Raw genomic sequence first — 11,684 nt, forward strand, 5'->3', positions numbered from 1 at the left:
CGCAACGCCATATCAGGCCGGGTTCGCGTAGTCTGCGGTTTGGTTCTTGAGCGTGATCGTCGCCAGTTCGACGCCCGGCGCCGGACGCTCGGCACGCCAGTTGAACTGCGCGGAGATCGGACCGCGGCCCTCGATCGGAATGCCCGTCATCTCGAAACGAACATCCGGCATGTCGATCAGGAGCGACTTCGTCGCGGAGATCAGCAATTCGAGCTGAAGATTTACCGCCGTGTTGTTCGCCCCGTAATCGTACCAGGTATTGTCGCGATAGCGTGCCGAGACCGATCCGGACAGCCCCCACCGCGGGCTCTCGAAGCCCGCGGCCGAGGGCGACTGGTTCAGCGTTTCCTGATCCATCTCGACGCCCGATGTCAGCGTCAGATCAACGCCAGTGATCTCCGCGACCGGCGCGCCGCCCACCAGTGCCCGGCCCTGGAATCCCACCGGCACAGCATCGGGTTCATAGAGGATAGGTGCGCTGTCGATCACGGCGCCGAGCTTTGCTTCCGAGCGGCCCATCATATTCAGCGTGGCACGTGCGCGCTGGCCGTCTTTCCGTGCGGCAATCTCGAGGCTTGTGCAGGTCAAGCTGTCCTGCACGAAATGCGTGCCGATGCGCGTGTGCGAAATCCCGTGGGTCAGGACCGGGATGACCGGCTGCGCCTTCGGAGTGAAGACGTGCTCATAATTCGGATCCGCGCCAGTCGTTACGGGTGCGCCCAGGATGCTGCGCAGATGCCAGCCGAAGGAGTTGATGCCGATCGGAACGACCATGGCGCCCGACAGGCTGCGAAGGCCTTGCACCGAGTCGCCCGGGAACGCATCGCCATAGATCGCGTCATCCTCGGTCCGATCCTCGCTCTGCGAGACGTTGTAGCTGTAGAACGGGAGCGCCATGAATGCGCCCGCTGCGCTCGCCTCAGCGGTGCCGAACGCCGCCTGCTGGCGCGCGAGGAGTTTGGCTTCATCGCCGCGTGCATTGGTCATCAGAGTGTCTCCATTGGATTTTGGGTGGTTTCGTAAAAGACGGTGACGGGCATCGTCGCCGCCTTCAGGCTTGCCGCGCCGTCCATCGGCACGACCTCGCTTTCTTGCGGCGCGTCGAGGCGGAGGTAGTCTACCGCGCCGCCCAGGTTGGAACCGATCAGCAGCGTTGCAATCTCTCTCAAAGCTGTGTCGAGCGCGGTCGACCGCGCCGTCTCGTCTGCGTTTTGGACCACGACCTCGAGCGTGAAGACCTGTGACCACTCGCGAACGCCGTCGCCCAGCCGCTCACCTTCTTCGCGCGGATCTTCCGGCATGACATTGATCAGCCCGTTCAGCGGGCAGATTTCCGGCAATTCCCGCTTGCGCAGGATCGTCGCGATGTGCGGCGCGAGCGCGTCGACGAGCGCGAGCGTGATCGTTTCCTGTGGACTTGGCATCAGGATCTCCGGGGCAGGCGGCGAAACGCCTGGTCGATGTTTCTGGCAAGGTTGCCGGACGCCCCGGCACTGACTGCCTTCACGTTCAAGCGGCGTTTCAGACGGACCTGCTGGACCAGGTAGAACATGGGCACAGTCTGCAGCCCGTAGCCGGTCTTCAGCGCGCGCTTGCTCCGCGAGCGGGCGTAGCCGCCGCGCTTGCCTTGCCGCTCGCGCTGATTATCGACGACGAGCAGCGACAGGTTCGACCGCACATAGACGTATCTGAGCGGGCCGAAGCGCGCCTCGGGGAAATTCGACGGCGAAAGGCGCTTACGATCAGTCCCTCGAGCGGGTGCGGCAGGCGTCGGGATTGCCAAGAACAGCCCGTTTTCGGAGCGAATGGTTGCGCCTTCGTCGAAGGTTCGGACAAGCTCCGGGGCCTTCGTGTAGACGACTGCAGCAGCGCCCAGAGAGGCCTGGCCTTTGGGGTACAACTGCAAGCGCCAGGAGCGCGACAGCCGACGGCCGAGCCCGCGCTCAGTATCGACCCGAAGGGCGACCTGCACGTCGCGGCCGGTCTCATGCACGCCCACCGTGACAGCCTTTTCTGCGTCGGCCAGTTCCTCGCGCATATACCGCTCGAGATCGCCCCGGAGCGCTGCCTCGATCCGCATCAGATCTGCACCGTGTTCAAGAGGTATTTGATCCGCCGCGGATCACGTGCCCTGGGTGGCGCCTGGACGCGAAACCGCTCGCTGCCGACCGCAAGGATCGAGCCCTTGCCGAGCCCTGTCGCCTCGGAGACGCGGATCTCGAAAAGCGCCGTCGAGGATTGCAGGTCGAGCGAGCCGACCTGGACGATGTCGTCGGGACGTGTCGGCAGAAGCCGCACCGCGCGAGCTTCACCGTCCGGATCAAAGGTGCCGTCGATGCCATGATGCTCGAAAGCGGCATCGACGGCGCGCGTGAAGTCGTCCACGGTCAGCCGGTTGCAGCGGTATCGGACTGACCGGCGGTGCCTGCGGTCGCATCGCTTGCCGCAGCGGCTATGGCCGTCGCGGACTTGCTGGTCTCAGCCGCGGCCTTACCGCCATCAGTCGACGCGGCACCCGAGGCGCCGGTCGTGGCCTCCGACTTCGGCTTGCGGCCCCTCTTCTTCGAAGCAGCGTGGGCGGGGGCATCCTTCGCGGGCGTGCGCTCGCCGGCCTTTTCCTTCTCGATCTCGCCCGCAACGGTGTCAGGCACGAAGCCCGACCAGCCAGCGGGAAGCGTGCGCTTCGTGCTGCTGCCAGTGCGATAGCTGAAGGACGCGGACATTTTCACATGAACGTCGGGTTTCGACATTGGTTCTCTCCGGAAATGAATGGAAAGGCCCGGGCCTTCAGTGGCCCGGGCCTGGATCTCGCGAGCGCGTATCCTCAGATCGCGACCGGACCTTAGTTGGACGTGAAGCCGCGCACCGAAACGGCCGGGCGCATGCAGATCGGCAGGGTCTGCATCATCGCCTCGACCTCGACAAACCGCCCCTTCGGATCGATGTGGACCATCGAATAGAAGGGCTCGCCTGGCAGGTTCGCCATGCCGACATAATCGGCCGAGCCGTCAAACTGACGGAACGTCTGCCGGGTGCCGAGCGGGAAGAACACGGCTTCCGCTTGCGGGAGGAATTCGCGCGTCAAGAAGGTGCCGTCCTCCTGCGGAACCGGCGCCTCGGCGAGATACTCTTTCCAGCGAATGCCGCCGAAGTCGAAGCCATCCGAGGTATCATCGCGCAGCGGGTCGCCGCCATTGGCATTCTGGTAGTGCTTGTAGCGCTCCTTGAAGTCCGCGTGCCCCATGAGCTTGTCGGTGTAATCCGGGTGGATCAGCCCCTGAACACCCGTCATCACGTCACCGAGCAGGTTCAGGCGGATATGGCGGGTCACCTCGCGGCACTTCGCCATCAGGTCGGTCGTCGACGTCCCGAAGACGAAGTCGACCGATTTGCGCGTGATCTCGAACTTGTCGAAGAGATCCACGATCACCGAGCCATCAGCATCCAGCACCTGACCCTGTAGGGCGCCGGACCGCAGGTATTCGCGCGTGATGTCGATCGACCCGCGCAGATCCTCTTGCCGATCCAGCACCTCGCGTTCGGCGTCCTGCAGCTCGGTCACGGAGCCAAACGCGCGGATATTGTCGATGTCGTCGGCATTGATCTCGGACGTCTTGCCGAAGCGCTCGGTCCGGAAATCCACGAGATCGCGCTTGCTGCGGCGCTGGCCGCCAAGCGGCGTGCCACGCTCCGAGGAGCCGACGAGCTGGATCACGCCGTTTTTCATCTCGACGGAGAACTTCGTGCCGCGGATGCTCTTGGGGCTGAAGAGCCCCATCTCGCCGATCGTGCCCCACTGGTTCGGGATGATGCGGATCGCCTCGCCGAGTTCCATGGCGCTGAAGGCGTCGCCTTTGAAGATATCGATATGCGCCATAGGACGCTCCTTTCTGGAAAAGAAAACGCGCGCCAGTGGCGCGCGCATGATGGTTGGCCCGAGGGCCGATGGCGGCTGGTTTTTAGGCCAGCGCGACGATCCCTTTATCCTCGAGCGCCGCGCAGGCCGTGTCGCGCAGCGCCTCGCTCGACCAGGTCGCATCGAAGGTCAGGCCTTGGCGACGCACTTGCGCGGGGCCCCGCTTCAAAATGGTCGCCTCGACATCCGCAGCCGCCGCTTTCGCTTCGGTCATCAGCACAGCGGCCGGGGTCTGGGACCCATCCGTCGCGGTCTGGACGCTGAGGATGTACTTGCCTGTCGCCGTAACCTTCCCGAGCACGGCGCCCGGCTCGAGATCTGCGCCAGTGCCGATCGTTGCCCGTTCGCGGCAGTAGTAGTTCTGCGTCTCGAAGAGCAGGAAGTCTCCGGGCGTCTTGCCCTCGCTCAGTTTGGTCATGTTCGATCTCCTCTGATCTTATGAGCCTTGGGGGAACGGACCGGCCATGCGGCCGGACCGGATCAATTCGCGTAGCGCTCCTTCGCGCGGGCCGCGATGCCGGGACGCGCTTCGGTCGCGGCGGGGCTCGGCGCGGACAACTCGGTAGCCTCCGCGTCGATATTGTTGCCAAGGCCCTGCGCAGGCTGCGCTTTCGGTGCAGCGGCCAGATGCTTGCCCGCCTCCTCGGCGCTCATGTCGCTGTTGAAGGCGAGGCTCTTTGCGAGCTCTTCGCGACCCGACGCCTCTGGGTGGTTCATGATCGCCGCAATCCGCGCGCGCTCATCCGATGCAGACGGCGCTGCGGGAGCCTGGGCGGGCGGCGCGGCAGGCGCCGGGGCGCTGGCTGCGGCGGGCGGCGCGCTCGTGGCATCAGGTGCGGGCGCCTGCGCGTTCGCATCCGGGGCCGTGGGCTGCGCGGTCGCGTCGGGGCCTTCGGTTTTCTTGGTCATGGGTTCAGTCCTTTCCGTGGTTGCAGAAACACCGGACCGCGCGGTCCGGCCGTTGGCCTTCTCGATGAAGCTCTCGAAAGCGATGCGCGGGTTCGCGACCTCGTCGGCGAGCCCCGCTTCAACAGCGGCTGCGCCCAGGAAGGTCGCGGCCTCGGTCGCCAGCGCGTCAACCGCGCTCAGGCGGTCACCGCGTCCAGCGGCGACCGTTTCGGCAAAGATCTGGCGCAGGTTTTCCATTTCCGCCGACAGCGACGCGCGCACGCTCTCGGGCAGCGGCTCGTAGGGATTGCCGTCGGCCTTGTGTGCGCCGGCCGAGATCACGGTCACCTGCACGCCCATGGCATCAAGCCGCCCGCTGTAATCGGCGTGCATCGCGATAACACCGATCGAGCCCACCCCGGCCGTGCGTGGCACGACGATATGATCGGCCTGCGACGCGATCGCGTAGCCCGCCGAATAGGCGTGATCCGAAACAAAGGCCCAGACCGGCTTTTTTTCCCGGACTGCGCGGATCTGGTCGGCAAGCGCGAAACAGCCCGCGACTTCACCACCAAAGCTGTCGATCTCGAGCGCGATCCCACGGACCTTGTAATCCGTCGCGGCCGCTTCGATCTGGGCCGCGAGCCCCTCATAGCTGGTTTCGCCCGAGGATTCTCCGAGCCAGGCACCGCGATGCACGAGCGTTCCGGTCACCGGAATGACGGCGACGCTGTCGATCACGCGATAGCCGGACCGCCGCCCATTCCGGAGATCCTCCTCGAGCCGTTCATCGAGCAGCGAGGCTTGCGGCCGAACTCGACTGGCTTCACTGGCCTCCGCGCCGATGACCGAAATATCGCGCTCGGTTCCCAGCACGCGGGAGCCGAGCCCCATGATGAAAGCCGCGGCCTTTGCGGGCGCAGCCAGAAGCGGCGTGTGAAACACACGCGCCGCAATCTGCGGATGTCGCATCCTGTCAGTCCTCTTCTTTGAGCGGGGGGCCGCCATTGTGGCCGAGGAGCTTCGCAAAGCTCTCCTGCATCGGGTGCAGGGTGTCCTCAGGCATCGCCGCGATCTCGGCGCGGATCTGTTCCATGTTGTCGGCGTAATCTGTGCCGGTCAGCTCGGCAGCCTCCTCCTCGAGTGTCGAAAGACCGAGCGCAACGCGCATCGCTGCAGCTTGCGCCTCTTTGACCGGGTCGACGAACCCCTTGCCGGGGCCGATCCACTTCGCCCGGGCGTAGGCGGGCCAAAAGGTGTAGAAGTCCGGCGCGCCGCGCGGCAGCGCGATATGGCCGTCCATGACCTGCTCTTCGAGCCAAGCCATGAAGAACGGCTGACAGAAGCCTTGCGAAAACGCCGTCCGCCGTGCCGTCCAGCCGCGCCAGATCTCGATCATGGCGGCGCGTGCGCTCGAATAGTTCGTCTTTGACCAGTCCGCGGCGAGTTGCTCGTAACTGATACCGAGGCCCGAGGCGATGTTGCGCAGCACCGCAGATTCGAAATCAGCGAATTGCGCAGCGGGCCGGGCGGTGTTGACCATGCCGATTTCGTCGCCGGGATAGAGCGTCGAGACACGCGCGCCGCCGACCTTGATGCCCGCAGTCTGGCCGTAATACCCACCGCGGGCCTCCTGGTAATCGAGGAAGCCTTTACCACCGCCCTCGGTGAACATCTCGTCGATGATTTCGGGGCCCATGGGCGACTTGATGAAGGCCGCGAGGACCGCATTGATGACTGCCGCCTGCAGCTCGACCCGCGCGTAGTGGTCCTCCATCTTCAGCTTTTCGATGATCGGCGCGAGGCGGCTGACACCGCGCGTTTGGCCATCCCGGCTCTTGTCGAAGAAATGGATCACCTGCGGACGGCCGGTGCGGCCGGTCCGGCCGATGCGCTTCCAGGTGAACTGATCGGCAGGCTGTGCCCAGCCGGTATGCGCATGCGCCTGTCGGAAATGGTACGCCCGCGCCGCGCCATCTCGCGAGACCTCGACACCACCGCGCAGCGTTACCTCGTCGGCCGAGCCATACGGGTTCGACAGCAGATCCGGATCGACGATCCTGAGGCAGGTTTTGGTGGCACGCTGACGGCGCCAATTGACCACGCCCAGTGCCTCGCCCTCGATCAGATAAGTACGGTAGGCAAGGGCGAACATCTGCGGGACCGTCTGGCTAAGCGTCGTGTCCGCGAAAAAGCGCGGGTCTTCGGCATAGGACCGCCAACGCGCCTCGACGAGTTCTTTGAACTCCCGCGCCCAGTCTGCACTCAGCCCCAACGCGCGCCAGTCAGGCTTCAGGAGCGGCCGGAAGTTCGCGCCGATGACGCTATCGACTTCCTTGGCGATCCCACCAGCTGCCCAGCCGTTGTTTCGCACGAGATCACGGGCCCGGGCAGTGATCCGGTTCTTGCCGGACAGGATCTCGGCGTCAGCTGCGCGGTTCTGCGGCAGATACCCGGCCAGCGTGTCGATCGCGGTATCCGCGGCCGCGTAGGGATGCGACGCATTGATACCCGCATCGCGGAGACCGCCCGCGGTCGCACGACGGGGCACCGCTGGCACCTGAGATAGAGAGCGCGCCATCAGAACACCACCGTGCGCGAACCTGCCCCGGCGCCCTGCCCGAGCTGACGCTTCAGCGAATTGATGTAGCGGCGCAATTGGCTTTCCATGGCGGGCGTGAATTCCGTGCGATGGCCGTCATAGGAAACGACAGTCACGCTTTGCCCGATCATGACCTTGTGAAGAGCGGTCTCGGCGTCCGCGAGGTTCTGCTCGAGGATGGCTGTGTCAGTCATGGGGCCTCAATGCTTTCGCTAGGCGCGCGGCAGGATCAGCCGCACGGTTCTGTTTCGGTTTTGGCGCGGCACTCGCCGCGGCCATCGGCAGCTCAGCGTCGAAAAGATCGCCTTGCGGTGTGTCCGGAACGGCGCCCCGCTCGGCGGCGAGCGCATCCCATTGATCATCGGTCATCGAGGCCCAGCCTTTCCGAAGTGCCCCGGCCTCTGCGTAGTTCATCGTGTCGAGCGCTTCGTTCCGCCGTGTCGGTTCGACCAATTCCCAACGGCTGGTCATCACCCCCACCACGTTGCGCCGCAGGACCCGCGTTTCGGCGGTCAGCATGCGATAGAACTCGTCTCCGAGATCCCGCGCGAACTGCGTGTAGCCACGCTCATCCGGCATCTCCTTCTCGAGATGCTGGTAAAGTCCGGCCTTCAGCGACGAGACGTTCAGGATGAACGCGCGTTTCTGCGATCTCTTTGCTTTGCCATCCTTGCGCCGCTCGAACTTTTGCAGCTCCATCAGCGGACCGTTTTGCTTTGAGCCGCCCTTGACGATAATCACCCGGTTCCAGCTATGGGTCTTCGCCCAGCTCCAGACGTCGTCGGTATAGGCGCCACCGTCGATCGCCAGGATGTCGAGCGCGAAGGTCAGACCGAACTCAGTCCGCCATTCCTGCTTGAGGAGCGCGTTCAACTGCGTCCGGCCTTCCTCGTCGCCGATGTGGTGCGGGATCACCTTGTAATCGATCACCCACCGCCTGCGGTTCGCACCGAAAGCCACGAGGTGAACTTCGATGCGATCCTCCTGGCAGTCGACGCCCGCGGAAAAGATAAACCCCGTCGCGGGCAGAAAGCCCCGCTCGAGGACTTCGCCAGGAGCCGCATTCTCGGTGCGGTCCCGCAAGATTTCCCAGTCGGGCGCATCCGTGGCCTGCTCATACGGCAGGCCCAGCACGTCGTTCCAGAACACCTGCTCGACGGTAGAGCTGACCACCGGCTGCGTGGCCTTCAGTTTCTTACCTGGCGATGCCGAAGCATCCGGGTCCTCAGTTGCCGGTCGATCGGTGCGCGCAGAGATGCGCGACCAGCCCATGACCTGGGCATATTCAACAGCTATCGAGCCCCAGTCCCGCTGCGGCGCATAGGCCCGCCAGAGGTGAAAGCCCGGGTGATCGCCGTTCGGGTTGTGCTTCACCCATCGGCCGAGGCGCACAATGCGCTCCTTGTCGCCATGACGGATTTCGCAGCCGCAAGAGATGCAGGTGAAATGCGCCGCGTGCAGGCGCTCGGGATCGATGTTCTCCCGAAAGTTCTCCCACGTCAGCGGCTGTCCATGTCCGCAATGCGGGCACGGAACGTAATAGAGGCGCTGATCACTGCGCTCGTAAGACAACGTGATCCGGCAGGTGCCCTTGATCATCGCTGTTGAGACGCGAAGGATCTTTGCATCCTCGTATCCCGACGCTCGGCTTTCGGCGAGCTTCTCCGGATCGCCCTTTTCCGACGTCTCGAACTTCGAAAGGTCATCGAGGATCACAAGCCGTCGGCTCGTGCCCGTGAGATCCGCGGGCGAACCCGCCGAGGCGACCTTGATCGAGCCGTTTCGATCGAGGGTCTCCTGATTGAACGTGTTGTCGCGGTTCTCACCGCGGCCAGATCCAAACACGCGAATGAGGCCGGGCGCCTGTCGACGCATTGGCATCCACTTGTTGTTGACCCATTCACTCGCTGCGCTCCCGGTCGGATGCACGATCAAGCTGTCGAGCGGTGTGTACTCGTGCCATTCCGCCAGCGTTGGCTGAATGATCGAAACTGTCTTGCCCCATTGTGCGGAGCCTCGGATCGTCACCTCGCGCGCCGGGTGTTCCGGTGACAGCACATCGTGGATCTCACGCAGAAAGGCGAACCGAGAGATATCGAACGGGCCAGGCATCGGCGACCGGGCGTCGAAAACGATGTTCTCCTCGCACCACCTGGTGATGTCAGGCGGAGGCGGGGGTGCGATCGACTGGGCGATAGCACGCGCTACCACCGCCTCGACCGAAGCCAGGAAACCCATTGATCAGAAATCTGCCTCTTGTTCGACCTCGGAGGGCTGCGCTGCTGCAGCCTCATCCGATTTTTCCTCGGCGCGCTCGCCGCGATATTCACGCCAGACATGTGTCAGGATCGCGCGGGCCTGCAGGAAGTCGACGCCCAGCTCGTCTGCGAGCCGCCGCGCACCACCGCGCAGGACCTTGCTCTCGATCGCCGCGATCTCCATCGCCATCTGTCGCGACGTCTCGCTTGCGACCTCGCTCGCAAGAACCCAGTGCCCCTCTTCCGCCTCGTTCTGCCGACGCGCGCGCCGAGCCTTTTCTTCCAGCTCGAGCGTTCGGGCCTGCTCGTACCGGCTCGGATCTTTCGTCGCGGGCTGAGGTGCAGCCTGCTCATTAGCTGGGCCGCCATCGCCTCTGTCAGATCCGGCGTCCGCCGCGATCGTTCCAAGGCTGGCCTTGGTGCCCGCGCCGTTGCCCAGCAGCTGACCGGGGTCGAGCTTCTGGCCGAGAGCCTGGGCAACCTTGGCGATATCGAACCGACGCGATCGACCAGAGCCCGAGTAACACCCGTTCAAGCGTCCATCGCTGACAAGCTGGCTAATGCGGCTCCGCGAAAGGTTCAGCCCCCTCGCCAATTCCGTCGCGTTCACCTGCTGCTGCATCGCTTTACCTCCGGCGCCGCTGCCGCGGATCGGTCGCCCTCCTCATCGTCCTGTCTGAACTTTCGGCCTGTCCGCCTAAACGAACTAAAGTTTAGGCTTTCCAACTTGTTTAACGTGTCTCAACACACGCGCTTAGCCGCCCCGTATACATTCGAGCCCCAGGAGGGACCCGCTGTTTTCCGGGGCGATGTGGCTAGCCTCCAACGAAAACGCCCGGTGGCATCTCTGCCCCGGGCGCGGATCGGTTCCCTGGCAACATCGCAAGATGGTGACATTCTGTCAATTGGCTTTGCGCGAGAACGTGAACAGAGGTCCGCATGTTAGACCCACAGGGCATCGACATCTCCATGCGCAACGCTGGCATTCGCATAGAAGAGCTGTACAATCTATCCCCAAAACGGAATGGTGCTCTCGGCACTGGAGGCGAAGCTGGCTGAGGTCAAGTTATCTTTTTTCGTTACCAATACCTGGAAAATGTGAAAAATCAGAAAAAATCATCCCCTGAAACCAAGGACGCAGATTGACTTTCGTGATCAAGAAGAATTCCTTCTAGTCTTTCACGCGCGTCCACCTGCATTGCTTAGGAAATTCAGAATGAAAAGTGTATTTGGCTCAATGGTTGCTGTCACCGTGCTTCTGGCAAGCTCATCGAGTTACGCCCAAGATCTTACTGGTCCGCAAAAGAACGCGGTTAGATCCGCCAAACTCTACTTGAGTATGTCAGGGTTCTCCCGAGATAGCCTTATCGAGCAATTATCATCACCGTACGGAGACGATTACGATCATGTCGATGCGACAGCGGCGGTAGACAGCCTAGCAGTTGACTGGAACTTTCAGGCCAAGAGGTCCGCCGAGCAGTATCTCTCAATGATGGGCTTTTCCTGCAACGGTCTCATAGAGCAATTATCCTCAGCTGCAGGAGACAAGTATACTAATGCGCAGGCAAGTTACGGAGCTCAGCAAGCTGGAGCGTGCTAATCTCTTTAAATTGATTGATTTAAAACTGTAGGGACAAACCTTTGATCAATAAAATCAGTTCAATGATGACGAATATTATAATTGCCAGTATCACAGTCATGGCTCTCAGCATGCCTGCACACGCTGAAACGCGACTGATTTGCGAGAATCCTCGGCGCGAATACCTTGTAGTTTACTCGCCGGGAGCGTCGGATTTGATTTTAAATCCTGACTCTGGCCGAACAACTTATTCAATCCTTGTCGACGATTTTTCGGACAAGTCGCATGTAGTTACGGCCAGCACCTCTAATGGCGGGCCGACCGCGCGTCTACATCTGAGACCATACCTCAAAATGGAGTTCTGGTCGGACGGTGAGCTCACTCAAACTGACGGTTGCTATACCGTTCGATAAGCTCAAATTCAGCGTTGAGTCCCAATTC

The 11,684-nt window shown here is 62.8% G+C and carries 13 protein-coding genes; 1 reads left to right on the plus strand and 12 read right to left on the minus strand.

Annotated features, from left to right (window positions below; genetic code table 11):
- Positions 1 to 12 precede the first annotated feature (12 nt).
- From FIV09_RS14060 to FIV09_RS14115, 12 genes are all read right to left on the minus strand, one after another.
- Entirely contained in the window at positions 13 to 987 is a 975-nt protein-coding gene (locus FIV09_RS14060; protein ID WP_152450780.1) for a phage tail tube protein, read from the minus strand.
- A complete protein-coding gene (locus FIV09_RS14065) occupies positions 987 to 1,424 on the minus strand; it encodes a hypothetical protein (RefSeq protein WP_152450782.1) in 438 nt (145 codons plus the stop codon). Before FIV09_RS14065 ends, FIV09_RS14060 begins: the two co-directional genes overlap by 1 nt.
- On the minus strand, positions 1,424 to 2,080 hold the full coding sequence (locus FIV09_RS14070; RefSeq protein ID WP_152450784.1) for a DUF6441 family protein: 657 nt from the start codon (positions 2,078 to 2,080) through the stop codon (positions 1,424 to 1,426). Before FIV09_RS14070 ends, FIV09_RS14065 begins: the two co-directional genes overlap by 1 nt.
- Complete coding sequence (locus FIV09_RS14075) at positions 2,080 to 2,385, minus strand: hypothetical protein (protein ID WP_152450786.1); 306 nt, start codon at positions 2,383 to 2,385, stop codon at positions 2,080 to 2,082. The genes FIV09_RS14070 and FIV09_RS14075 overlap by 1 nt, the downstream gene beginning before the upstream one ends.
- Positions 2,386 to 2,387: 2 nt before the next feature.
- Positions 2,388 to 2,750 carry a hypothetical protein gene (locus tag FIV09_RS14080; RefSeq protein WP_152450788.1) on the minus strand — a complete coding sequence of 121 codons (363 nt, stop codon included), beginning with the start codon at positions 2,748 to 2,750 and terminating at the stop codon, positions 2,388 to 2,390.
- A 92-nt stretch (positions 2,751 to 2,842) separates the two neighbouring features.
- Positions 2,843 to 3,877, minus strand: coding sequence for a major capsid protein (locus FIV09_RS14085; protein WP_152450790.1), 1,035 nt, complete (start codon positions 3,875 to 3,877; stop codon positions 2,843 to 2,845).
- An 82-nt stretch (positions 3,878 to 3,959) separates the two neighbouring features.
- A complete protein-coding gene (locus FIV09_RS14090) occupies positions 3,960 to 4,334 on the minus strand; it encodes a head decoration protein (protein WP_152450792.1) in 375 nt (124 codons plus the stop codon).
- 62 nt (positions 4,335 to 4,396) lie between these two features.
- Positions 4,397 to 5,776 carry a S49 family peptidase gene (locus FIV09_RS14095; RefSeq protein ID WP_152450794.1) on the minus strand — a complete coding sequence of 460 codons (1,380 nt, stop codon included), beginning with the start codon at positions 5,774 to 5,776 and terminating at the stop codon, positions 4,397 to 4,399.
- Between the two features lie 4 nt (positions 5,777 to 5,780).
- Positions 5,781 to 7,355: a phage portal protein gene (locus FIV09_RS14100; RefSeq protein ID WP_254702436.1), complete on the minus strand. Its 1,575-nt coding sequence runs from the start codon at positions 7,353 to 7,355 to the stop codon at positions 5,781 to 5,783.
- Between the two features lie 29 nt (positions 7,356 to 7,384).
- On the minus strand, positions 7,385 to 7,600 hold the full coding sequence (gene gpW / locus FIV09_RS14105) for a gpW family head-tail joining protein (RefSeq protein WP_152450798.1): 216 nt from the start codon (positions 7,598 to 7,600) through the stop codon (positions 7,385 to 7,387).
- Positions 7,593 to 9,644 carry a phage terminase large subunit family protein gene (locus tag FIV09_RS14110; protein ID WP_152450800.1) on the minus strand — a complete coding sequence of 684 codons (2,052 nt, stop codon included), beginning with the start codon at positions 9,642 to 9,644 and terminating at the stop codon, positions 7,593 to 7,595. The genes gpW and FIV09_RS14110 overlap by 8 nt, the downstream gene beginning before the upstream one ends.
- Positions 9,645 to 9,647: 3 nt before the next feature.
- A complete protein-coding gene (locus tag FIV09_RS14115) occupies positions 9,648 to 10,286 on the minus strand; it encodes a hypothetical protein (RefSeq protein ID WP_152450802.1) in 639 nt (212 codons plus the stop codon).
- 594 nt (positions 10,287 to 10,880) lie between these two features.
- On the opposite strand from FIV09_RS14115, the gene FIV09_RS14120 reads away from it, so the two are divergent.
- Positions 10,881 to 11,264, plus strand: coding sequence for an Ltp family lipoprotein (locus FIV09_RS14120; protein WP_152450804.1), 384 nt, complete (start codon positions 10,881 to 10,883; stop codon positions 11,262 to 11,264).
- Positions 11,265 to 11,684: the final 420 nt, after the last annotated feature.

Source organism: Roseivivax sp. THAF197b, assembly GCF_009363255.1.
Lineage (GTDB): Bacteria > Pseudomonadota > Alphaproteobacteria > Rhodobacterales > Rhodobacteraceae > Roseivivax.

Bases quoted from the DNA above. Each gene is read 5' to 3' on its own strand.
- FIV09_RS14115 (WP_152450802.1), bottom strand. From the start codon at position 10,286: ATGCAGCAGCAGGTGAACGCGACGGAATTGGCGAGGGGGCTGAACCTT.
- FIV09_RS14095 (WP_152450794.1), bottom strand. From the start codon at position 5,776: ATGCGACATCCGCAGATTGCGGCGCGTGTGTTTCACACGCCGCTTCTG.
- FIV09_RS14085 (WP_152450790.1), bottom strand. From the start codon at position 3,877: ATGGCGCATATCGATATCTTCAAAGGCGACGCCTTCAGCGCCATGGAA.
- FIV09_RS14070 (WP_152450784.1), bottom strand. From the start codon at position 2,080: ATGCGGATCGAGGCAGCGCTCCGGGGCGATCTCGAGCGGTATATGCGC.
- FIV09_RS14065 (WP_152450782.1), bottom strand. From the start codon at position 1,424: ATGCCAAGTCCACAGGAAACGATCACGCTCGCGCTCGTCGACGCGCTC.
- FIV09_RS14120 (WP_152450804.1), top strand. From the start codon at position 10,881: ATGAAAAGTGTATTTGGCTCAATGGTTGCTGTCACCGTGCTTCTGGCA.
- FIV09_RS14060 (WP_152450780.1), bottom strand. From the start codon at position 987: ATGACCAATGCACGCGGCGATGAAGCCAAACTCCTCGCGCGCCAGCAG.
- gpW (WP_152450798.1), bottom strand. From the start codon at position 7,600: ATGACTGACACAGCCATCCTCGAGCAGAACCTCGCGGACGCCGAGACC.
- FIV09_RS14110 (WP_152450800.1), bottom strand. From the start codon at position 9,644: ATGGGTTTCCTGGCTTCGGTCGAGGCGGTGGTAGCGCGTGCTATCGCC.
- FIV09_RS14080 (WP_152450788.1), bottom strand. From the start codon at position 2,750: ATGTCGAAACCCGACGTTCATGTGAAAATGTCCGCGTCCTTCAGCTAT.
- FIV09_RS14090 (WP_152450792.1), bottom strand. From the start codon at position 4,334: ATGACCAAACTGAGCGAGGGCAAGACGCCCGGAGACTTCCTGCTCTTC.